The organism is Sphingobium sp. B8D3B (assembly GCF_025961875.1).
Lineage (GTDB): Bacteria > Pseudomonadota > Alphaproteobacteria > Sphingomonadales > Sphingomonadaceae > Sphingobium.
Genome location: NZ_JAOQON010000001.1, coordinates 2,320,400 through 2,344,467, shown reverse-complemented (window position 1 = coordinate 2,344,467; position 24,068 = coordinate 2,320,400). Strand labels below are relative to the sequence as shown.

General features: G+C 62.2%; 15 protein-coding genes. 7 read left to right on the top strand and 8 right to left on the bottom strand.

Features of this window, described 5'->3' with window-relative positions; genetic code table 11:
• Positions 1–438: 438 nt before the first annotated feature.
• The 3 genes from M2343_RS10970 to M2343_RS10960 are packed head-to-tail and all read right to left on the bottom strand — an operon-like array spanning position 439 to position 4,945.
• A complete protein-coding gene (locus tag M2343_RS10970; protein ID WP_264576671.1) occupies positions 439–1,806 on the bottom strand; it encodes an efflux transporter outer membrane subunit in 1,368 nt (455 codons plus the stop codon).
• Positions 1,806–3,755: a MacB family efflux pump subunit gene (locus tag M2343_RS10965; protein WP_264576670.1), complete on the bottom strand. Its 1,950-nt coding sequence runs from the start codon at positions 3,753–3,755 to the stop codon at positions 1,806–1,808. Before M2343_RS10965 ends, M2343_RS10970 begins: the two co-directional genes overlap by 1 nt.
• Positions 3,755–4,945, bottom strand: coding sequence for an efflux RND transporter periplasmic adaptor subunit (locus M2343_RS10960; RefSeq protein ID WP_264576669.1), 1,191 nt, complete (start codon positions 4,943–4,945; stop codon positions 3,755–3,757). Before M2343_RS10960 ends, M2343_RS10965 begins: the two co-directional genes overlap by 1 nt.
• A 130-nt stretch (positions 4,946–5,075) precedes the next feature.
• Here M2343_RS10960 and M2343_RS10955 point away from each other — a divergent pair, with 130 nt between their 5' ends.
• From M2343_RS10955 to M2343_RS10930, 6 genes are all read left to right on the top strand, one after another.
• On the top strand, positions 5,076–5,756 hold the full coding sequence (locus M2343_RS10955; protein WP_264576668.1) for a response regulator transcription factor: 681 nt from the start codon (positions 5,076–5,078) through the stop codon (positions 5,754–5,756).
• Entirely contained in the window at positions 5,753–7,066 is a 1,314-nt protein-coding gene (locus M2343_RS10950; protein ID WP_264576667.1) for an ATP-binding protein, read from the top strand. The genes M2343_RS10955 and M2343_RS10950 overlap by 4 nt, the downstream gene beginning before the upstream one ends.
• 84 nt (positions 7,067–7,150) lie before the next feature.
• Positions 7,151–8,941, top strand: coding sequence for an ABC transporter ATP-binding protein (locus tag M2343_RS10945; protein WP_264576666.1), 1,791 nt, complete (start codon positions 7,151–7,153; stop codon positions 8,939–8,941).
• A 120-nt stretch (positions 8,942–9,061) separates the two neighbouring features.
• Positions 9,062–9,649, top strand: a complete 588-nt coding sequence (locus tag M2343_RS10940) for a cytochrome b (RefSeq protein WP_264576665.1) — start codon at positions 9,062–9,064, stop codon at positions 9,647–9,649.
• 259 nt (positions 9,650–9,908) lie between these two features.
• A complete protein-coding gene (locus M2343_RS10935; RefSeq protein ID WP_264576664.1) occupies positions 9,909–12,770 on the top strand; it encodes a TonB-dependent receptor plug domain-containing protein in 2,862 nt (953 codons plus the stop codon).
• Positions 12,771–13,179: 409 nt separating this feature from the next.
• On the top strand, positions 13,180–14,199 hold the full coding sequence (locus tag M2343_RS10930) for an MBL fold metallo-hydrolase (protein ID WP_264576663.1): 1,020 nt from the start codon (positions 13,180–13,182) through the stop codon (positions 14,197–14,199).
• A 299-nt stretch (positions 14,200–14,498) separates the two neighbouring features.
• On the opposite strand, the gene M2343_RS10925 is transcribed toward M2343_RS10930, so the two are convergent.
• From M2343_RS10925 to M2343_RS10905, 5 genes are all read right to left on the bottom strand, one after another.
• Positions 14,499–15,905: an enolase C-terminal domain-like protein gene (locus M2343_RS10925; RefSeq protein ID WP_264576662.1), complete on the bottom strand. Its 1,407-nt coding sequence runs from the start codon at positions 15,903–15,905 to the stop codon at positions 14,499–14,501.
• Complete coding sequence (gene kdgD / locus M2343_RS10920; protein ID WP_319799405.1) at positions 15,844–16,770, bottom strand: 5-dehydro-4-deoxyglucarate dehydratase; 927 nt, start codon at positions 16,768–16,770, stop codon at positions 15,844–15,846. Before kdgD ends, M2343_RS10925 begins: the two co-directional genes overlap by 62 nt.
• A gap of 128 nt (positions 16,771–16,898) precedes the next feature.
• Positions 16,899–18,215, bottom strand: coding sequence for an MFS transporter (locus M2343_RS10915; protein ID WP_264576661.1), 1,317 nt, complete (start codon positions 18,213–18,215; stop codon positions 16,899–16,901).
• 157 nt (positions 18,216–18,372) lie between these two features.
• Positions 18,373–19,518, bottom strand: a complete 1,146-nt coding sequence (locus tag M2343_RS10910; protein WP_319799404.1) for an L-talarate/galactarate dehydratase — start codon at positions 19,516–19,518, stop codon at positions 18,373–18,375.
• A gap of 121 nt (positions 19,519–19,639) precedes the next feature.
• Entirely contained in the window at positions 19,640–22,501 is a 2,862-nt protein-coding gene (locus M2343_RS10905) for a TonB-dependent receptor domain-containing protein (RefSeq protein ID WP_264603885.1), read from the bottom strand.
• 144 nt (positions 22,502–22,645) lie between these two features.
• Here M2343_RS10905 and M2343_RS10900 point away from each other — a divergent pair, with 144 nt between their 5' ends.
• Positions 22,646–24,052 carry a glucarate dehydratase family protein gene (locus M2343_RS10900; protein ID WP_264603884.1) on the top strand — a complete coding sequence of 469 codons (1,407 nt, stop codon included), beginning with the start codon at positions 22,646–22,648 and terminating at the stop codon, positions 24,050–24,052.
• Positions 24,053–24,068: the final 16 nt, after the last annotated feature.

Sequence of the window (24,068 nt, the reverse complement as noted above, 5' to 3'; positions counted from 1 at the left end):
CCCTTGCAATAGAACACCCCAGCGGCGCGGACTGACCGCGTCGCTTATTTCAAGAAGGCTTGAGCTGTGCTCACGCGCCTTCGACCGACCGTTTTGGGCTAAGACACTGTCCGGGGTTGCGGCCGGCACCCGACCTCAACTTCTCCTTCCCGTTTCCTCCGCTCTATCGGCGGAATTGAATTTCGTGCCATGCGCGAGGCCGGCGTCCTGTTCTGCGAAGGTTGCGGACCTCTGCCGTGTCCGCTGCGGGAAAGGTATCTGGGAAATCCCGCCTAAGTCGCCGGGAAATTGTCGGCGTGTCGCCTTGAATATGTCAAACTTTGTCGGCGTGGGGATCGCTTCGGAAGCTCGACGGCCCAAACCGGCTCTCCTCGCGTGAGCGGGCTGCCCGTTTGCTCTGCCAACCGAAGCCGCTATCGGTAGCAATTCGCGGCCTGTTCACTTCTCAAATCCGCCGCCCAGCGCCTGATGAAGGGTGACCTGGTTCTGGAGTTGCGTAAGCTTGTTCGAGGAGAGGGCGAGATCGGCGGCGCGGCGACGCTCCTGCGCATCGAGCCAGGTACGTAGCGGCACCGACCCGGCGCGGTAGCGGATTTCATATAGGCGCTCGGCGTCAGCAGCGGCGTCTCTGGCGCGGCGTAGCGCGAAACCTTGCGTCGCCAGTTCGGCACGGGCGGAGAGCGCCGTTTCCACCTCCGCCAGCGCGCTATAGAGCGACTTGCGGAACAGGATCACGGCCTCCTCGTAGCGCGTGCGGGCGATCTGCGTCTCGAAGTGCATGGCATTCAAGTTGAGGAAGGGGAGCGTCAGCCCGGCGCCCAGCGTGGCGACAGGGTTGGTCAGAAGATTGAGTAGACCGCTGCTCGATGTCCCCAAGGCTCCGGTTAAGATGAGTGCCGGGTAGAAACTGGCCTTCGCCGCATCCGCGCTCGCGAGCACGGCGCGCAGCCTTAGTTCGGCAGCGCGCAGATCCGGGCGCCGCCCGAGCAGATCGGCCGGCAGCCCGGCAGCGATGTTCGGCAGCGGCTTGGTGCTCAGGCTTTGCGGCTCGTCCGTAAGACCGGGGGCGCCGTTCAGCAGCACCGTTAGGGCTTCCCGCGCGCGAACCCTCGCCTGTCTCACCTCGCTCAGCGCGGCTTCCTGCGCCGTGACGGTCTGCTCGGCCTCGCGCACCTCCAGGGCCGAGACGCCCCCGGCCTTATATTGGGCCTCCACCAGCGACTGCGTCCGACGCGCGTACGCAAGACTCTCCTCGGCGAGCGTAATCCGCTCATTCGCCAGCGCGATCTGCCAGTAAAGTGAAGCCGTGGTGCCGACCAGGATCAGGAGAACGCCGGCCCGATCCTCGGCTGTCGCTTCTGCTTCGAAGCGCGCCGCGTCCCGGCGCGCATCGAGACGACCGAACAGATCCACTTCCCAGGCAAGGCCGACCGACCCGGAGGCCGTCTCAGTGGACCCGCGCGGCCTGCCTGACAACGGCTGCAATAATCCGGTGCTGAGCGAGCCGTTCGGGGCGGGCAGCAGCGCATTGCCGGCGAGTTGTGCCTCGAGTTGGGCGCGGCGCACGCGGACCGCAGCGGCGGCCAGATCCGGGTTGCGAATAATGGCAAGATCTAACAATCCATCGAGCGCCGGATCGCCGAAGGCGCGCCACCAGATGTCATCGCGCACCGTGGCCTGCGCGGAGGAGTCCTGGTGGGTGAATGCCGCAGGAAGCGGCGCGGCGGGGCGCTGATAAGGCGTGCGGGTGGCGCAGCCGGCCAGAAGCGAACCGGCGATCATCAGGGACAGGACAGGTTTCATCATCAATCTCTTGCCAAAGCCTCGACCGGATCAAGCCGGGCGGCATTACGGGCGGGGAGGAAGCCGAACAGGATGCCGATGCCGGTCGAGCAGGCAAAGGCGAGCAGGATCGAGGGCAGGGAAAACACCATCTCGAATCCACTTCCCGTCAGGCGCACGACGAGCCCGAGCAACAGGGCCATCAGCACGCCCACCGCGCCACCGATCAGGCAGACCAGCACCGCTTCGATCAGGAACTGCTGGAGAATGTCGCTCTGCCGCGCGCCGACCGCCATGCGCACGCCGATTTCCCGGGTCCGCTCGGTGACCGAGACGAGCATGATGTTCATCACGCCGATGCCGCCGACGACCAGCGCGATGACGGCTATCGAGGAGATCAGCAGGGTGAGCGTCTGGCTGGTCTGCGTGATCGCCTTGCGGATCTGATCGGAATTGAAAATGAAGAAATCCTTGGTGCCATGCCGCCGGGTCAGAAGGGTTGTGACGGCCTCCTGCGCGGCGTTGCTCGTCACATGGTCGGCAACGCGCACGGTGATGCTCTCCAGCTTTGTCCGTCCGGTCATGCGGGTCGCGGCCGTGCTGTAGGGAATGTAAATATTGGCGCTCGACCCGCCGCCGCCGGCTTGCGAAGGGCGCAGCACGCCGATCACGCGCACCGGCACCTGGCCGAGCAGGACGGTCGCGCCGATAGGGTTGGCGCCGTGGGGAAAGAGCGTGGTGCGCGCTTTGGTGTCGATCACCGCCACCTGAGCGCTGCGCGCCACGTCTTCCTCCTTGAACAGCGTTCCCTGCGCGACCTTGAACCCACGGACGCGGAAATAGCCCGCGCCGACCCCGTTGATCTGGGCGGTCGCGGCAATGTTGTCCCGCCGCGCCGTGACACTGGTCGAGACATTGGGCGAGACGCTGTCGACATAGGTCTGCCCGGCCAGCACGCGCGCGTCCCCCTCGCTCAGCGTCTGGATGGAGGCGGCGCGCAGATCGCCGAAATCCTGGCCGGGGAAGATGTCGATCGTATTGGTGCCGAGGTCACTGATCTGCGCCATGACCTTGGACTGCGCGCCATTGCCAAGCGCCACCACCGAGACGACCGATGCGATGCCGATGATGATGCCCAGCATCGTCAGGAACGTGCGCATCCTATGCGCGGCCATCGCCAGCAGGGCCATGCGGAACGCCTCGCTGAAGCGATCTGCCGCGGCGCGCCAGGCCACCGCAGGCGGCTGCGCGGCTTGAACCAGATCCTGGGGGCGGGAAGGCTTGCGCGTGTAGCGGTCGGCGACGATCACACCGTCGCTGATCTCGATGATCCGGTCCGCATGTCCCGCGACGGCCATGTCATGGGTCACGAGGATGATCGTGTGCCCTTCGGCGTTCAGCTCCTGGAGGATGCGCATCACCTCCTCTCCGCTTGCCTTGTCGAGCGCGCCGGTGGGTTCGTCGGCCAGGATGATCGCGCCGCCGTTCATCAAGGCCCGCGCGATCGAGACGCGCTGTTGCTGGCCGCCGGAAAGCTGGCCCGGCAAATGGCGTGTCCGCTCACCCAGACCAAGGCGGGCCAGCAAGGCCAGCGCTCGCTCGCGCTGCGCCGTCGGATCGCGACCTGCATAGATCGACGGCACCTCGACATTGCCGAGTGCGGAGAGATCGGACAGCAGATGATAGCGCTGGAAGATGAAGCCGAAATGCTCGCGGCGCAGCGCGGCCAGCTCATCGGGCGCTAGCGTGCCGGTATCTCGCCCTTGCACGCGATAGGAGCCGGACGTCGGGCGATCCAGGCAGCCCAATATGTTCATCAGCGTCGACTTGCCCGAGCCCGATGCGCCGACGATCGCCACCAGCTCGCCGGCGTGAATCGTCAGGTCGATATCCTTGAGCACGGCAACGGTGCCTTCGCCTGCTGGAAATTCCCGGCGCAGCCCTTTGGTCTCGATGATCGGGGGCATGGTCATCAGAAGCCCATCCCCATGCCGCCATCGCTGATGGGCTGGTCCGTTTCCTGAGCGATGACGACCTTCTCGCGCGGGCTTAGGCCAGAGATCGCGACGGCGTTCGTGTCATTGGCAATGCCGATGCGGACCAGCCGCGTTTCGATCTGCCCGTGCCGATCGACCACCCGCACCTGATAGCGCCCGTCGGCCCCGCGCTCGCCAAGCGCGGCGAGCGGCACCAACACCGAACGATGGGCGCTCGCGAGCAGGACCGAAACCTGCGCCGTCATCGAAGGCCGCAGCCGTCCCTCGGGATTGGGCACGTCGAACAGGGCGTTATAGTAGATCGCGGCCGTTCCAGCTGACGCGCCGCTCGCGCTCGCCGCGCCTGCCGTGCTTTCCGACGCCATCGATTCCGGCGCGGGTTCGATCCGGTCGATCTGGGCATGATAGCGTTGGTCGGGTGCGCCCAGTGTCGTGAACCGCACCACCTGTCCGGCGCGCACCTTCTGGACATCGGCTTCCGAGATTTCGGTGCGCACGGTCATGACGTCGAGGCGCGCCAGCATGACGATGGTGGGCGCGGACTGGAACGAGTTGACTGTCTGCCCCTGCTTGGTGACGATTGCGACGATGGTGCCGTCCATCGGCGCCAGGATGCGCGTGAAGCCCAGGTTTAGGCGTGCCGTCTCTACCTGGGTGCGCGCCTGAACGATCTGTGCGTCAAGGGAACGCAATTCGCCGCGCAGAGCGGTCAGTGCCGCCTCGGCGGCTTCGTAATCAGCGCGTGAGGTGGCGTCGGCTGTAAGCATCGTCTTCTGTCGGCGCCAGGCAAGCTCCGCCTGAACGAGCGCCCCTTGCCGTGACCCTTTCTGGGCGACCAGCGATCCTACGGCTGCCTCGGCATTGCGCAGCGCAAGGCGCTGTGGCGCGGCATCGATATCAGCGATCGGGTCACCAGCCTTCACCCGCTGGCCAAGCTGAACGTAAAGCTTCTTGACCTGACCGGAGACCTGCGCGCCGACACTCACCAGTTCCTTAGGGCGAAGCTTGCCTGTCGCCAGCACCGTCTGTTCAATGTCGCCGACCGTGACTTGGGCCGTTGTCAGACCGTCCGTGGGGGAGGGGCGTGCGGCGACCCACCAGGCAAGCGCGGCAAGAACGAGGATGGCGGGAATCCCGGCGACAAGAAAAAGGCGGCGTTTTTGCATGGGCCGCCTTATGCCAAGCGCTGGAACGCCTGTGGGTAAGATGATCGCAAGGGAAGCGAAAAGATTGCGTAAAGAGGGCTGACATCGCGCTCCGTTACTCCCAGCATCGTTCGCGGATAGAGGACGAGACGTGACCAACCTGCTGCTGATCGACGACGATGTGGACCTGAGCGCCATGCTGCGAGAATATCTCGCGCAAGAGGGCTTTGTGCTGACCGTAGCAGGCAATGGCGAGGAGGGCGTGCAGCAGGCGCTGACCGGACGGTTTGAGGCGGTGATCCTTGATATCATGCTGCCGCGCATGAATGGCATTGAGGTGCTGGGCCGCATCCGTCAGAGCAGCAAGGTTCCGGTGTTGATGCTGACGGCTCGGGGTGACGACGTGGACCGTGTCATCGGGCTAGAGCTCGGCGCCGACGATTATATTGCCAAGCCTTATTATCCGCGTGAATTGCTGGCCCGCCTTCGCGCGGTGCTCCGGCGGACCGGCGGGCCTACCCCGGTTGGTCCCCTGGCGATCAAACTGCTGACCCTCGACCCGGCCCGGCGCGACGCGCGTTGGGACGGGCAGCCGATCGAGCTGACCGCCACGGAGTTCAGCCTGTTCGAGGCGCTGATGCGCGCCGGCGACATCGTCTCGACGAAGGACGAGCTTTCACTGGCGGCGCTGGGGCGGCAGCGGCAGCGCTACGATCGCAGCATCGACGTTCATGTCAGTAATCTGCGCCAGAAGCTCAGCCATGCAAGTGCGGGCGTGGTCGAGATCGAGACCATTCGCGGCGTCGGTTATCGCCTGGCAGTCGGCCTATGAAACGTCGGTTGTTCTGGAAGATCTGGCTTGGATTCTGGGCCGCCTATCTGCTGCTGACAACGGGGCTCTGGTCTTACTGGTCGCTTCAGCCTGTTCCGTTCCGACCGGATTGGGATCCACCCCACGCGGCGGGCGCCGTTCTCGTTGACACAGCAGCGACAGCGCTGGACCGGGGCGGTTCGAGGGGCCTGGCACAGCAGATCGCGAACTGGCCCTCTGCGCATCGCGACCGCCTGACGATCACTCCTCTGGATCAGGATGCCTGTGCGAAGACGGCGGATCCGCGCGCCATCGCGCGCCAGGCGAACGGCTATTGCCTGCGCTACGCGCCTCCGCCCTTGTCCGACGTCGATGAGGACTGGGTGTCGACTGTGGCCCCGCCCGATTATCTGATCGCCATCGCTTTGGCTGGCCTCATATTCAGCGCGGGACTGGCTGCCTATCTTGCATCGCCCATCCACCGATTGCAGCTCGGCTTTGGCCGGTTGGCGCAGGGTGATCTCAGCGTCCGGCTCGGGCCGACCATGGGCCGGCGCAAGGACGAGGTCGCCGACCTTGCCCGCGATTTCGATGCCATGGCGGAGCGGCTTCAGGAACTGGTCAGCGCACGAGACCGCCTGCTGCATGACGTGTCGCATGAACTGCGCTCGCCGCTGGCGCGGATGCGACTGGCGGCCGACCTGCTGCGCCGCGATCCTGGCCGCCTCGATGCCTCGCTCGACCGCATCGACCGCGAGGCCGGGCATCTCGACGCGCTGGTCGGCGAACTGCTGACGCTCGCCAGGCTGGAAAGCGATGCGGGCGCGAGCGAGGACTATTTCGATCTGCTGGAGGTTCTGCGGCTCGTAACCGACGATGCGCAGTTCGAAGCCGAAGCGCAGGGCGTGACCTTGAAGGCCGATCTTCCGACTGACAGCGCCGATGACGACTGGCTGATCGTTGGGAGCGGTCAGCTCGTTCATCGCGCCTTCGAGAACATATTGCGCAATGCCCTGCGCTTCTCGTCTCAGGGATCGGCCGTTGGCCTGACCCTTGAGCGAAGCGGCCCCGACCGCTGCGTTGTCACGGTAGACGACGAGGGACCAGGCATCGCAGACGGGGAGGCGACGCGGCTCCTTGAACCCTTTGTGCAAGGCGCAAACCAGAGCGGCGCGGGCTTTGGCCTTGGGCTTGGCATCGCCCGCCGCGCGATCGCAGCCAGTGGTGGATCGGTGACACTGGCGAACCGAGCCGGCAGAGGCCTGCGCGTCACGATCGACCTGCCGCTGGCCCGCGGTGCTCTGGACCAGAGCAAGACGGAAGCGAGCTGAGCGGGACCGCGCAAAGCGTCGCTCCTGCGCCCTGATCCAGGGTGCGGCCGTTGGCGATTTCTAGAATCAAATGAGCAGACGAAGATGCTGGATAGCGATCATACGACCGAGCATGATGACAAGACTGACGAGATTGCACGGGTTCCCCTGGGCCGCGTGCTCGCGCTGTTCGGTCCCTACCGGTATCGCATTGCGGCGATAGCGGCGCTCATCATCCTGGGCGCGGCGGTGGGCCTCACCACGCCGTTCCTGCTGAGGGCGATCATCGACAAGGCGCTGCCGGCTGTCGATATGGGCCTGCTCAGCCTGCTGGTCGCAGCCTTGATCGGCGCTGGTGCGGTGTCCGCCGCGATCAATGCGACCCATGCCATATTGTCCTCCCGGATCGGTCAGGCGATCATGCACGATCTGCGCGTACGGGTTTACGGCCATCTCCAGTCGCTCTCGCTCGGCTTCTTTACCCATGCACGGGCCGGCGAAATTCAGTCGCGCATCGCCAACGACATTGGCGGGTTGCAGTCGCTCGTCACCAACACCGCGCATGAGCTGGCCCGCAACCTCAGCCTCGTGCTGATGACGGCCATCGCCATGGTGCTGCTCGACTGGCGGTTGGCACTGTTCTCGATCACGATCATTCCAATTGTCGTGTACCTTAGCGATCGTGTCGGCGAGAAGCGCGAGGCCTACACCCAGCGGCAGCAGGAGCGGATGGCCGACCTGTCATCGACGGTGCAGGAGACGCTGTCGATCTCGGGCATCATTCTCGCCAGGACCATGGGCAGGAACGATTTTCTCGTCCGCCGGTTTACACGCACCTCCGCTGATGTCGGGGCGCTAGAGGTTCGCTCCAGCACGGCGGGCGAGTGGCAGTGGCAGCTTATCTACCTGCTGCTCGATGCGCTGCCCGCGCTGACTCTTCTGCTGGGCGGCTGGCTGATCAGCCAGAATGTGGCCATTACCATCGGAACGCTGGTGGCGATGATCGCCCTGCAAGAGCAATTGCTCTGGCCGCTTCAGGAGCTTCTGCGCACCGGGCTCGAAATCCGCACCACGCGGGCCTTGTTCGCGCGGGTGTTCGACTATCTCGACAGGCCGGTGGAAATCGTGGAACGGCCCGATGCGATCGCGATCCGGCCTGAGCGCATGCGGGGTGCGGTTACCATCGAGAATGTGAGCTTCGCCTATGACAAGGGCGGTGAGCCCACCTTGCGTAACGTCTCCATCGACATTCCCGCAGGATCACACGTCGCGATCGTTGGCGCCACCGGATCGGGCAAGACGACGCTCGGATACCTCCTGGCGCGGTTGTACGATGTCGATCAGGGGGCGATCCGGTTCGATGGCGTCGACATCCGCGACCTCAAGCTTTCCTCGCTCACCGATATGCTCGGCGTCGTCACGCAAGAACCTTATCTGCTCAATGCCAGTATTGCTGACAATCTGCGTTTCGCAAAACCTCACGCCACGCAAGCTGAGCTTGCAGCCGCTGCGCGTGCAGCACAGATATCTAAACAGATTGAGGCGCTGCCGGAGGGGTACAAGACGATCGTCGGCGAGCGCGGTTACCGCTTCTCAGGCGGCGAGAAGCAGCGGCTCGCGCTTGCTCGCACCATCCTGCGCGATCCGCCCATCCTGCTGCTCGACGAGGCGACTAGCGCGCTCGACACCCGCACTGAACAGGCGATGAGCGCGGCGTTGGCGTCGTTGTCAAAGGGGCGAACCACAATCACCATCGCCCATCGGCTCTCTACGGTGCGTTCAGCAGATATGATTGTGGTCATGCAGCACGGCCGTGTGGTCGAATCCGGTACGCATGAGGTGCTGATGGCTCAAGGTGGCGCTTATGCCGCCCTGTTGCACCCCGACCGCGCGTAGCGCCCGTGGTCCTTCGTCGTCATCGGCGTCGCCGGCCCGCCTCTTTCCACGCTTTTCATCACGCTCATTGCATCTGGAGTTGGGGCCAATCTGGAGGATTTATGTTTGGAGGGAGGAAATATGAATATCATCACAACTGAGGATCTTCCGAGCGCTGAATTTGGACGGCCGGAACGTTACTCGCTGACGATGCGCATCCTGCACTGGGTCCGAGCCGCGCTGATCATCGGTCTGCTCGCGCTCGGCGTTGCAATGACCAACATGAAAGATGGGGTCGTGCTGGGCTTCGACGGATATCATTACCACAAGGAATTCGGCATCCTCGTGCTTTTGCTGGCGCTGGTGCACCTGATCGTCCGCGCGCGTACAAAGATTCCTCCCCTGCCGAGGGGCCTCGCCCCGTGGGAGGCAATAATGGCCAAGATGGTCAAGCGAGCGATCATGGTGCTGGTGATCGTCGTGCCGGTGATGGGCTATTGCATGTCGAGCAGTTTCACGATGAGCGACGGCGTACCATTTTTCTTCTTTGGCGAACTGCCGGAAATTCTGCCCAAGAACGATAAGGCGTTCGAGCTATTCGGCTGGCTTCACATGGTGCTAGCCTATGCGTTGCTCGGCCTTGTCGCACTGCATATTTCGGGGACATTGAAGCATCGCTTCCTCGACAAAGACAAGGATGAGATAGACGTGCTGTCGCGGATGCTGTGACAATCGACTTCTCAATCTAGCGGTGGAGCCGCCCAATTGTCACCGGGCATCCTGGTGCGCTGCCCGGCGACCAGCGCCCAATGCCATCATGTCACGAACATCAATACAGAGATCGCATACATCAATAGTACGAGCGCATTAGACACGCATCCATTGGTTCCTAAGAACGATACCCCAACGTTGCACAGTCAAAAAGAAGGCAACGGCTACCGGATGGGGAGAGATTATGAAATACCGCTCGTATTGCGCAGCGTCCGTTATGGCGCTGATCATCGCATGTCCGTCAATTGCGGCCGCACAGGACAGCACGTCGCAGCCAACGGAACACGCCGGTCAGGCTGACCCGTCCAACGAGGTCACGAGTAGCGAGCAGGCAGATAACCAGATCATCGTCACTGGATCACGGATCGCCAAATTAGGATTCACGTCCCCCACGCCGGTGACGGTCATTGAGCAGCAGCAGATCAGATCTCTCAACCCAGCGAGCCTCAACGACGCTCTGAGGCAGCTTCCGGTCCTGGCCGACTCGGTCGGTCCTCGTGGCACGACAGGATCAGCAGGCGCAGGTGGTTCATTCCTGAACCTACGCCGCCTGGGCGGACCGCGCACGCTGGTTTTGCTCGATGGCCGGCGATATGTCTCGACCACGCAGAACGGGACTGTGGACACGGCGCTGTTCCCCGAGATCTTGATAAGCCGCATCGACGTTGTGACCGGCGGCGCCTCAGCCGCTTATGGTTCCGACGCGGTCTCGGGTGTTGTGAATTTCGTTCTCAACAAGAGCTTCACCGGGCTGAAGGGAGAAGCGCTCTACGGGCAGATCGATGGAGGCTACGCGCCGGAATATAAGGCCTCATTGGCAGGAGGCACGTCGTTCGGAGATGGTCGCGGCCATTTCATCGCCAGTGGTGAATATTACAAAAGTGAGGGTCTATGGACCGTCGATGACCTCGCGAAAACCGGTTACAAGGACCGCAGAGACTGCTCGGTCATCCAGAACCCAGGCGGGGCGACAGCCCGCACCTTCGCGTGCGGTGTCGTCTCTTCCAACTCCTCCCCCAATGGGCTCATAACGAGTGGCCCTCTCGCCTTCAGGCAATTCGATGCTTCGGGCAATCTGGTTCCGTTCAATCGCGGCACGCTCACCAGCGCCACCACGCAGGTGGGAGGCGACGGCCCCCAAGGCAACTGGCGGGCGCTTCTTTCACCAAATACGCGCATCGCGACCTTCGCGCGCGCGAGCTGGGAATTCTCGTCTGAGGTCACAGCTTATGTGGAGGCCAGTTGGGCCAAGACCCACTATGCCTATCCGGTCGGCGCATTTAGTGGTTTCACAGGGAGCGGTGCGCTCACGATCCAGCGCGACAACGCATATCTGACGTCGCAAGTGGCTGATCTGATGGATCAGAACCGCCTGACCAGCATCCGCGTGAGCCGCACGAACTTCGATATACCCCGCCCGTTTGTCGATCAGATCAACAAGACGACGCGTATCGTCGCCGGCCTCGATGGTGACATCGGCGGCTTCAAATGGTCAGCCTATTATCAACACGGCCGCAACGACATCTCGCAGACGCTCAGCGGGGTCATCAATCTTGACCGCTTCGTCGATACAGCCGCTTTTCTGGCGGCGGCAGGCTACCCGCAATATCCGGCAGTGTCGGCAGTTGATGCCGTTCGCGCGCCGGCCGGCAATGCTGCGGGCGTCCCGGCCGGAACGATCGTGTGTCGCAGCACTCTGACGAACCCGAACAACGGATGCGTTCCGATCAATGTGATGGGGCCTCAGACCTTCACGGCGGCGCAACTGGGATATGTGACTGGAACGTCATACTTCAGCGGGCCGATCAAGCAGAACGTCGTGGCCATCACGGTCAACAAGGATCTATTCAACCTGCCCGGTGGCGCCGTCACGGTTGCTGCGGGCGGCGAGTATCGCGACGAGAGCATCCGCACCATAGCGGACCCGGTTTCCCTCGCCTTCAGTCCGGCGAACAACCGCATCGGCCAGTTCCAGACGGGCAATTATGTAAGCCAGAGCGGTTCGGTGAACGTGAAGGAAGCTTTCGTTGAGGCGATCTTCCCGATCTTCAAGGACAGGCCGTTCTTCAAGGAACTCGAGCTTAACACAGCGGCCCGCTACACCGACTATTCCACCAGCGGAGGCGTAACCTCCTGGAAGGTCGGCCTGACCTGGGCGCCGTCGGACCTGATCCGCTTCCGTGCGACGCGGTCGCGCGACATTCGCGCCGCAAACCTGGCGGAACTCTTCAGTGCGGGAACCGGTGGCCTCGGGACGGTCACTGATCAGGCCACTCGCAACAATCCGTCGCCGCACCCGTCACCTAATCCTGTGCAGGTTATCACCGCGGGTAACCGCGACCTCCGGCCGGAGCTTGCCAACACGTGGACGGCTGGCGCGGTCATCACGCCGTCCTTCATCCGAGGCCTGAGCCTGGCGGTCGACTATTACGACATCAACATCAAGGGCGCGGTCGGTACTCCGACAGCGAACCAGGTCGTCCTTGACTGCTTCAACGGATCATCGGAGGCATGTTCGCGCATCACCCGGGATGCCAATGGCGAGCTGACGCGCGTCCTCGTCGTCCCGATCAACCTCAATGTCCTGAAGCAGAATGGCCTGGACATCGAACTAGCCTATTCGTTGAGCCTTGCCGATCTCACCGACAAGCTCGATGGCAGGGTTTCTCTCCGCTTCCTCGGCAACAAGGTGTTCAGCTCTTACACGCAGGCGCCGGGTACGGCTGTCATCGACCGTACGGGAGAGATTTCAACGCCGGATTGGAGATGGACATTGAACCTTGGTTACCAGAAGGGGCCACTCAACGTCAGTACGCAGTACCGGTTCACCGGTGGCGGCTGGTATGACGTTGCTACATTGCCGACCGATCTGCCCCAGCGTTACATCAAGGGTCAGGTCCTGATGAATCTCAATATCGACTATACGGTGAAAATCCTGGGTGGGCGCTACACTCTCTTTGGAAACGTCCAGAACGTGTTCGATAAGACCGCCCCGCCTTTCGGCAACGTTGCGGTAAGCCCGACTGTCTTCGACACGCTCGGCCGCACATTCCGCGCGGGGTTCAGGTTCGAATATTGAGACCGCGGCCGGATCTCTTGAGCGCTGCCTTGCGCTTCGAGATGTCCGGTCACGTTCGATCTATTGACGACCATCTTGGCCGTAAGTTTGGGGGGCGGGTCGAATGCTCGTGGGTCTAAAGGATCTCGCCGCCACCGCTCTTCTCTTGAGTCCAGGGACCGCTGCCCAACCGGTCGATCGCTATGATGCCCATTATGAGCGAACCAAGCAGCTCGCCGGCTGGAAGCCAGGAAGGCGGGTAAACCAAAGCCGTTCGTGCTTGGCACATCTTTGGCCGTCAGATTTGTGAACGCCCTCGGCGAATGTGCCGTAGCCAAAAGGGCTGACTGCTTTCCAGAAAGCCGGAGACGGCAAACCAGTGGTTTTTGGCTCGCATTACAGTGCGGAAACGACATCTAGGAGAATGAGAATGGCAAATCGCTTCGTAGTCGCTGGCACAATGACGACATTGGCGCTCCTGCTTGCCACTCCTATTCTCGCCCAGGTTGATCCGTCCGATTATCCCCGACAGGCGACCTTCGCCAATGAGCACAAGCCGGATGTCGCCAAGCATCTTTCGCGGGCGCGCAGAATTGCGGGCGAGGATCTCGCGGCAGACATGCGTTGGCGTTGCCTCATCAGCCCCCTGGACCCGGAGCAAGTGCGGGGCGTGCAGCATGACGGCCTGGTGCCGGCGACGCGCATCTACGACAATCTGTACTCCATTGGGCAGAATGCGGTGTCGGCCTACGCTCTGGACACGCCGGACGGCATCATCATCATCGATGCCCTCAACAATGCTGCCGAGGCACGGGACATCCTCATCCCAAATCTCAAGGCGCTCGGCCTCGATCCTTCACGCATCAAATATGTCGTGATCACCCACGGTCATGGTGATCATTATGGCGGCGCGAAATATATGCAGGAGGAGTTCGGCGCCAAAGTGCTTGCCAGCGCTGCGGACTGGGAGATGATACTGCATCCCGATCCTTTGTCGCCCTTCGCAAAGCTTGCCCCTCCCAGGAAAGACCGGACCGTTCAGGATGGAGAAACGCTCTCCCTTGGCGGCACCGATCTCCGCTTCTATGTGACGCCGGGCCACACGCCGGGCACCCTTTCGATGATCTTTCCGGTCTATGAGGGCAAGACGCGCCATCTGGCTGGGCTGATGGGAGGAACCGGCGGAGGACGAACCGCCGACACTGCCCGCCAGCAAATCGCTTCCCTGAAGCGGTGGCGCTCGCTGACGGCCGCAGCCGGCGTCGATGTCCTCATTACCAACCATCCGGCGCACTCGTCAGCCACGGAAAAGCAGGCGCTCATTCGCTACGCGATGCCGGGTGACGTCAATCCGTTTACGACGGGGCGCCAGCGCTATCAGCGATATATGCAGGTGATGGAAGAGTGCTCCCGGGTCCAGCTCGCGCGCATGGGCGCGGCAGCCGACTGAAGGGTGGGCATGGGGGACGGAACAGAAGATCGGAGCAATGACACGGATCACCGGGCGATCCTGAAGCAATGCTCCAAAGTCATGCATTTGCCTTGGGCGCATCCGCTGCCTTATGCAGGCTGCGGGGGGCGAAACTGCGCGCCGAGGGCCAATCGACGCAGCCTGACTTCTGACCTGTTCTGGAAGGGATCACAGGACTGGCGCTGGTCGATCGCAGCGTTGGGACTCTACCCTGCACAGGGTGATGACGCATCGGGATAGCCGACGCATCTCTAATGTGGGATGCGTCGGTTTCAGATTCATCTGACCATGCACGGCCGCTTGGGATCGAACGCCCAGCCTTCGATCAGATACTGCATTCCAATCGCGTCGTCTCTGCCACCCAAGGCCTGCGATAAATACAATCGGTGCGCGCGTTCGAGCGCCGCCTCGTCGAGGTTCACGCCAAGACCCGGCGTGTCCGGAAGCTCGATGAAGCCATTGACGATCTGCATCGCGTTTGTGGTCAGGCACTCCCCGTCCTGCCAGATCCAGTGGGTATCAATGGCTGTCACCCTTCCAGGGACGGCGGCAGCCACATGCGTGAACATGGCGAGCGAGATGTCGAAGTGATTGTTGGAGTGGGAGCCCCAGGTCAGTCCCCAGCTCTCGCACAGCTGCCCGACACGAACCGAGCCCTGCATCGTCCAGAAATGAGGATCGGCGAGCGGGATGTCGACGGACTGGAGGGCGAGGGCGTGCACCATCTGGCGCCAGTCTGTCGCGATCATGTTCGTCGCGGTCGGCAGGCCGGTGGCCCGCCGAAATTCCGCCATCACCTCTCGACCGGAGAATCCGCCTTCCGCCCCGCACGGGTCCTCGACATAGGACAGGATATCGCCACGCCCGCTGCACAGCCGGATCGCTTCAGCCAGGCTCCAGGCGCCATTGGGATCGAGCGTGATGCGTGCGTCCGGGAAGCGAGCTTTCAGGGCTTCGACCGCCTTGATCTCCTCCTCGCCGGGGAAGGCTCCGCCCTTCAGCTTGAAGTTCCGGAATCCGTAGCGGCGTTCCGCTGCCTCTGCCTGCGCGACGATGCCCGCAGGGTCGGTCGCGGCCTCGTTGCGAGTTCTGAACCAGCTGTCCTGACTGTCGCGTTCATCGCGATAGGGAAGGTCCGTCTTGTCCTTGTCCGCGATGTAGAAAAGGTAACCAAGCACCTCGACCCGATCGCGCTGCTTGCCGGCGCCCAGCAGGGCGGCGACTGGCAGATCGAGGTACTGGCCCAGGAGGTCCAGCATCGCGCTCTCGATCGCCGTCACGACATGGACGGTGATCCGCAGGTCGAATGTCTGCAGGCCCCGACCATCCGGATCGCGGCCTGAGAACGCCCTTTCGACCTTTTGAAGTATGGCATTGTGGTCGCCGACCCGCGCACCCTCGACGATCGAGCGTGCTTCGTCCAGTGTCGCACGGATCGCTTCGCCACCTGGAACCTCGCCCAGACCTGTCCGCCCGTCTTCGTCACGAAGAATGACGATGTTGCGGGTGAAGAACGGGGCGTGAGCGCCGCTGAGATTGAGAAGCATACTGTCGTGCCCGGCGACGGGCACGACCTGCATAGAGACGATCTTGGGTGCATGGGACGGCATGGTTGGTAGCCTCTTACGCGGGAACCGCCTGCCGGGATACGTCAGCGACGAGCTTGGCAAGCTGCTCTCGTTCATCGGCCGTCAGATCGGTAAGAGGCGGACGCACCGATCCTGCCGACCGACCGACAACGTCCATGCCGGCCTTCACGATCGACACCGCATAACCCTCGTTACGGTTCCGCAGCGCGATGTAGGGGAGCACGAAGGCATTGAGCTGCGCCCTGACGGTGGTCAGGTCGCGCGCACGGACGGCCTTGTAGAACTTGAGCGCCCAGTCCGGCATGAAGTTGAAGATCGCGGAGGAGTAGGTCGTGACGCCCATTTCCAGATAGGGTGCTGCAAAAGTCTCCGCAGTCGGCAGTCCGCCAATATAAGTGAGGCGGTCGCCCATCCGGCAGAAGATGCGGGTCATCAGTTCGATGTCACCCACGCCATCCTTGAACCCCACGAGGTTCGGATTACGGTCGCATAGACGCTCGAGCGCGTCCTCCTTGATGATGCCGTTATCGCGATTGTAGACGATGACGCCCATCTTCGTTGCCTTGCAGACCGCCTCGATGTGCTCGGAAAGGCCATCCTGGCCCGGCTTCATCAGATAGGGGGGGAGGAGGAGAAGGCCGTCCGCGCCCGCCTTCTCAGCGGCCCGCGCCTGCTCGACGGCGATCGCCGTGCCATAGCCACAGCCGGCGATCACCGGAACCCGGCCGGCAGTCTCGGCGACCGCGGCAGCCACGACAGTCGTGACCTCCATCGGCTTCAGCGAAAAGAATTCTCCGGTGCCGCCGGCAGCGAACAGCCCTGCCACCTCATGTTCGAGCATCCATGCGCAGTGCTCGCGATAGGGGGCCTCATTGAACTGGAGTTCCGCATCGAAGTGCGTCACCGGGAACGACAGCAGGCCATCGCCAATCCGCTTTGCCATTTCCGAGGGAGACATCATAGCTTCTCTATACCTTCCATTGTTGTCGAGCCACGTCGGGCGCAGTCATGCGAGTATGCGTAGGGGGAGGTGGGACCAGGGGCTAAATCAATTGCGGACTTGAGCGATGCTATGTCCGCATCGAATGGCTATCCCGGACTGCCCACCCGCTGAATTTTGCCGACGAGGAAAAGAAAGCTGAACGCGGCCAGCGCGGCGCTGCTGGCAACGTAAACGAGGACCAGATCGAATGATCCTGTTTCCTTCACGATCAGGCCGATCGCGATCGGCGTGAGGATCGAAGACAGGTTGCCGAACATGTTAAAGATGCCTCCGCTGAGGCCAGCCGCGTTGCGCGGCGCGACGTCCGACAACACTGCCCATCCAAGCGCGCCGACACCTTTGCCGAAGAAGGCGAGGCTCATGAACACCAGGAGCAGCAGTTCCGAGTCCGAGTAGTTGCAGCCCAGGATCGCGAGGGAAACAAGCATGCCCGTAATGATTGGCGTCTTGCGGGCGAGGGTCAGGCTATGGCCTCGCTTGAGCAGCCAGTCCGACCAGATGCCGCCCAGCAATCCACCAACAAACCCGCAGATTGCCGGCATGGTGGCGAAGAGCCCGGCCTTGACGATCGAAAGGCCGCGCTCTTGGACCAGATAGACGGGGAACCAAGTGATGAAGAAGTAGGTGAGCGTATTGATGGAGAATTGACCGAGGTAGAGGCCCAGCAGTGTGCGGTTCGCCAGCAGCATCTTGATCGTTTCGCTGACTGGCTGCGGAGGCGGGCCGTCGGCCGCCTTTGTGGGCGCATCGACGATGGCGCCGCCGGCGATGATGAGCTCGAGCTCGGCTTCTTTGAGGCGCGGATGGTTCCGCGGCTCGTGCATCTTTCTGACCCAGATGAATGCGGCGGCCAATCCAACGGCGCCCATGAACAGAAAGACCTCTGGCCACCCAAATACGCCGATGATCCACCCCATGATCGGGGCGAACAATACTGTGGCGAAATACTGCGCCGAGTTGAAGATCGCCGACGCGGTGCCGCGCTCGCTGGCGGGAAACCAGCTCGCGACGATGCGGGCATTGCCTGGGAATGACGGGCCTTCGCAAAAGCCGACAAGGAAGCGGAGCGTGAACAGCGCGATGATCGCTGCGGTTCCGGTAAGAAGCGCGACCGTGCTCTGCAGAGCCGTGAAGCCCGACCAGAGCAGGATCGCGGCGAGATACACACGTTTCGCACCGAAGCGGTCAAGCAGCCACCCGCCCGGGAGCTGGGCGACGACATAGGCCCAGCCGAAGGCGGAGAAGACGATGCCCAGCTCCAGCGGATCGATCTGCAAGTCCTTGGAAAGAAGCGGAGCCGCCAGTGAAAGAACCGCGCGGTCGGCATAGTTGATCATGGTCACGAAGAAGAGGATGGCGACGATCGACCACCTCACTTTTCCTGCCGGTAGCCCGATGGACACGCTTGCTCTCTCCCTTTGCCGCCACGGACCGGACTCAGTGTCTCGTCCCAGCGAAGCTCGTTACTCTTGGCCTGTCCGCCTGACGTGCCCGTCCCGATGATACCGATCAACAAATCCTACGGCATCATATGATGATGATTGCGCATCGATCAGGCTGTCAGATCGTCCAATCGGAAATGCCCGCCCGGTTGATCGTGCAGCGCATCGTCGTCCAAGCTCTGGCTTGGCCTGACAGAGTTAGCCCGAGACCCGCGCGATCAGGCAGGACGATGCAACCACCATCCAGAATCTGCCGTTCGTCAAAGAGTGGCTCGAGCCAGTCGAAGTGCTCCACCCAGGTCGTGTGCGGATAGGCAGCGGCCAGGTGGACGTGGATTTCCATGGCGAAATGCGGAGCGAGTGACAGGTTGGCCTGCTCGGCGGCCGCAAGAACCTTCATGAATTGGGTGACGCCACCCACGCGCGGCGCATCCGGCTGGACGAAATCGACCGCGCGCGAGGCAATCAACCCCAGATGCTCGGCAGAGCTGGCGAGCATCTCTCCCGATGCGATCGGGGTATCCAGCGCGTCGGCCAGTTGCTTGTGTCCCTCGGCATCGTAAGCGTCGAGCGGTTCCTCGATCCATGTGAGGCCATATTGCTCGAAAGCGCGACCCATCCGCATCGCGGCGTGGCGGTCCCATTGCTGGTTGGCGTCGACCATGAGCGCCACCCGACCGTCGATTTTCCTTGCGACCGCGTCGAGGCGCTTGAGATCTTCCTTCGGGTCCGGGTGGCCGACCTTGATCTTGATCCCACCGATGCCCGCCGCGATTGAGGCTTCGACATTGTCGAGCACATCCTCCAGTGGCGTCGAGAGGAAGCCGCCGGACGTATTGTAGCAGTCGACGCGATCGCGATGCACGCCAAGAAGTTTGCCCAGCGGCAGCTTGGCCCGCTTTGCTTTGAGGTCCCACAGGCTCACATCGAGGGCGGCGATCGCCTGCGTGGCGACGCCACTCCGACCAACCGAGGCACCTGCCCAGACGAGCTTGGTCCAGAGGCGGCCAATGTCGCTGGGGTCTTCGCCGATCAGGTTGGGCGCCACCTCGCGGGCATGGGCATAGAGCGCTGGGCCGCCCGCACGCTTCGAATAGCTGAAACCCAACCCTGTCAGTCCCCCCTCGGTCGTGATCTCTGCGAAGAGAAATGCAACCTGCGTCAGAGGTTTCTGCCGCCCAGTCAGAACCTTTGCGTCGCTGATCGGCGTGTGAAGGGGAAGGGCGGCATAAGAGAGTTCAATGCTGACGATCTTGTCGGACATAATGTGCCTTCTATGCAATGGCGCCACTGGAATAGATGTGGAGGCCGTTGCCGCGCCGCCGACCGGCGCGGCAAAATCAGCGTCTCAATATGTCCCGCTCGTTGACATGCAGGCGCCCCACTCAGAACTTGGCGCGGAACCCGGCGTAGAAGGACCGGCCGATGACATCGTACACGCCAGCGTTGGTCGAGCCGAGTGCGCCGCCCACGATGGGAGGCGCCTTGTCCGTGACGTTGTTCACGCCCAATCTGAATTCGAACTCGCTGCCGACCGAAAAGGCCGCGTTCAGATCGAGATAATTATAGGCGGGGGTGCCGGGGATGGTGGAAGTGGGACTTACGACCGTGCTCCGATCGCGCATGGCGGAAATATGGCGCCAGCGCGCGCCGACCCGCACATCTCCGAAGTTCACCGTTGCCGACATCAGCGTCTTCCAGCGCGGATAGCTCTGGAGCGAACTGATCGTGTTGGTGAAGTCTTGGAACCTGGCATTGGGGAAGTTCTGAACCTCGAACTTATCGAGATAATTGACGACGCTGTTCAGACTTACGTTGACGCGGTCGGCGAGCGGGATTGTCCAGTCGACCTGAAAGTCGATGCCGGACGTCTTGAAACCGCCCAGATTGAGGAGCGGCTGCAACAGCTCCTCGAAGCCGCCCGTCGAGCTGTCCCGCTTGATGTTCGCGCAATAGATGTTGGTGACACTGTAGCTCGGGTTGGAGCCATCCGCGTTGAAACATTTCTGAAGCGACGTCGCTGCGTCGATCGACGAAATCGCGTCCTTGATGCGAATATTATAGTAGTCGACCGAGACGTTGAACCTTCTGAACAGCTCACCCATATTCTTGGGCTGGAAAACCAGCCCGAGGGTGAACGTGTCGGCTTTCTCCGGCTTCAGGTCGACATTGCCCGTAGTTGTCCCCAGGCCGACGACGCCGAAATACTGGTAGGTGTCGACGAGATTAGTCCCAATTCCCTGCGCGATGCACAGGCTGCGGACGGACGAGGCGTTGGCGCCAGTGCGCAGGGTAGACCTGACGTCGCAGGGATCGCCGCCGCTCGGGAACGAGCCGATCTGGGTAAGGGCGCGCGTGACGCCCAGGTAGAATTCGCCGACGTTGGGCGCGCGAACCGCCCGCTGGTAGCCGCCACGCAGGACGATGGAATCAATGATCTTCCAATCGAAGTCCGCTTTGTAGGTCGAGACCGGACCGGACGGATCATAATGTGAGTAGCGGTAGCCCAGTGTCACGTTCAGCGCCTGGATGAGCGGCGTCGAGTGGATGAGCGGAAGCAGAATCTCGCCTCCGATATCGAACATCTTGACCGTGCCGCTCGTGGCGGGGGTTACGAGACCAGGTGCGATGTCGCCGGCGGCGAAACCCGCATCTGGCGAGTTGCCGTAAAAGTTCCGGCGGTAGTTGCTGTTGAGGGCAACCTTCACCTCGCCTGCGGGCAAGTTGAACAGTCCGCCCGACACGGTGCCTTCAACCACGTCCTGCTCGATGGTGATCTCGTTGCGCGGACGACGCTGGATGAAGGTCAGGCAGGACGCCGAGACCGGGTTGACGCCAAAGGGGTTATAGCCGCCGGCACACAGGCTTGCGCCGCCGTCCGCCGCCGCCGCCAGCTGACGCAGAGCACTGATCGATACGGAACCGCCGATCGTCTGTTCGACAATCTTGGTGCGGCCTCGCGACGTGTAGATGTCGTAGGTCCAGCCGCTATCGCCGATGTCGCCACGGGCACCGACCAGGAACTGCGTTAGGTCAGAGGTCTGAGAATAAGTGCGGGGGCCGTCCAGACCAATGCGCGACGTCACGTTGAACGAAGCGCCAGGGTTCGGCCGGCTTGCCAGCAACCTGCCGAGATCAGCCGGGATAAAAGGGTTATTGACCGAAATCGTCAACTGTCCGCCTGCACCGGTCAAGAGGGGCTGTGAACCTCTCCCATAGACTTTGCTGTGGTTGTAAACGCCTTGTGCGTAAAGAGTCAGTGCGTCCGAGACTTGATATTCGGCTCGGCCAAGCACGCTTGACCGTTCAAGCGGTACCTGCAGCAAAGAGAAGTACGCACCATTGCTCCCAAATGCGGTTGCCGTCTGCACAAATGGCCCCGAACGCGAACCGCGGAAGTTTTCGCCGGGCGAGGCGCTTCGGAAGAGCGTTCCATCGGTGTTGAAACCGAACACCGCCGTCCGGGGAACCGCTCCGGCAGCGATGCCATAGCTCCCGAAGATCGAATTGACGACTGCCTGGCTAGGCAGGTTGTTGGAGTTGGCGACCAAGGCGCCTTCCGGCAAAATATTGCTGATATTCGCTGTCTGCCGGAAGCCCTCGCGGTCCTGATAGCTCACCGCGTCGCGCTTGTTCCATTCACCGGCGATCATGATTGAACCGCGGCCGTCCGAGAAGGTGGTGCCAGCGATAGCGGAGAGCTGCTTGCTTCCGGCATCTCCCTGATCGGAAATGCCGAACTGGCCGCCAATCTCCAGCCCGGTAAAGTTGCGACGGAGCTTGAAATTGATGACGCCGGCGACGGCGTCCGATCCATAGGTGGCCGATGCGCCGCCGCTGATGATCTCTACGTCGCCGATGGCCGCCGCAGGAATAGAGTTTATGTCGACCACTGTCTCGGCGGTTGAGGGCTGAAACCGCCGGCCGTCGACCAGTACGAGGTTGCGTTGCGGCCCAAGGCCGCGAAGGTTGAGCGTGGAGAGGCCGATCGAGCCCCCATTGTTACTGCTGGTGAAGCCACCCGCGCCAGGCTGGAACTGGGGGAGCTGCAACAAGTAGGCGTCGACCGTTGCGGTGCCTGCCGCCTCGATAGCCGCTTTGTTGGCGGTTACAACAGGCGTTTGAGAGACGAAATCCTTGCGGGCAATGCGAGACCCTGTGACGACGATCTCCCGCTCGGCCTGCGACGAATCTGAGTCCTGTGGTGCGGACTGCGCCCAAACCGGCTGCGCGAGTGTCGCGACCAATGCGATCATCGACGGTGTCAGAACTTTTGCACTCATAGCCATCGGCTCACTCTCCCTGGATGCAGGAGCCCCTATGGGGCCCAGTCATCGGCAAGCCATCAACGGAGCAATCCGGCATGTCCAGCACGGTTGATGGATCGATCGATGCTTGGAATGCATCGACGCGGTGCGGGCGATACCGTCTACATAGCAAAATATATCGAACGATATCGGATTCGCATCAATGCGCCGGTGGCTTGCTGCCATCAGGATGTCAGACGATATGTGGTGGAGAGGGCGATGAAGGTCAGTGATGTCAGGATTACACCGATTGCGTTCCGCGACGCCCCCGTTCTGAATGCCAGCGGCATTCACGAGCCTTACGCGTTGCGCACCATATTGGAGGTCGAGTGCGATAACGGCATGGTGGGCCTCGGCGAAACCTATGGGGACGCAGCGGTTCTTTCTGCGGTGAGGGCGGTGGCTCCCGCTCTGGCGGGCATGAGTCCGTACGACCTCAATAGCATGGAGGCGCAGATCCGGCAGATTCTGACAGCCTTGCCGGCCGCCCAGGCGGGAACGGAACTGGCGCCCGGCTCCCACCCTTCAAAGCAAGTCCCTAACTGTTTCTCCGCGTTTGAGGTTGCCTTTCTCGACTTGCAGGCCAAGGCTGCCGGCGTGCCGCTCCACCAGCTTCTCGGCGGAGCGGTGCGGCGCGAGGTGCCGTTTTCCGCCTATCTCTTCTTCAAATATGCCCGCCATATCGACGCAGACTATGCTGATGACCCGTGGGGTGAGGCGTTGGACCCCGAGGGCATCGTCAGACAGGCCACACGGATGATCAATCTGTACGGCTTTGAAAGCATCAAGCTCAAGGCCGGGGCGCTTCATCCGGACATCGAATGCGCAACTATTCGCGCTTTGGCACAGGCCTTCCCCGGTCTGCCATTGAGGATCGATCCCAACGCGGCCTGGTCCATGGAGACAGCCGTTCGCGTTGCCGGGGAGCTTGCCGGTCTCCTGCAATATTATGAAGACCCCGTCGCCGGTCTCGGTCCGATGGCTGAGCTTCATCGCGCCACTGGTCTGCCTCTGGCGACCAACATGGTCGTCACAGACTTCGATGAACTCCGCCAATCGATCGCGCAGAACGCCGTCCAGATCGTGCTTTCGGACCATCACTATTGGGGCGGCATGCGACGGACGCAGACTCTGGCAGCAATATGCGACCATTTCGGCCTCGGGCTTTCCATGCATTCCAATTCTCATCTCGGAATAAGCCTGATGGCGATGGCTCATGTCGCAGCCGCGACACCTAAATTGAGTTACGCTTGCGACACCCATTATCCGTGGGTCGAGGATGACGATGAGGTGGTCATGGGCGGAAAGGTGAAGATCGAAGGCGGATGCGTTCGCGTTGGCGACGAGCCGGGTTTGGGCGTATCCATCGACCGGGCGCGCCTGGAGCGGCTGAACGGCATCTTTGAACGGATCGCCATCCGCAGCCGTGATGATGTCGCCCAGATGCGGAAATATGATCCTGCCTTCGATCCTGGCAAGCCGAGATTCTGAGTAAGCCATCGACGGT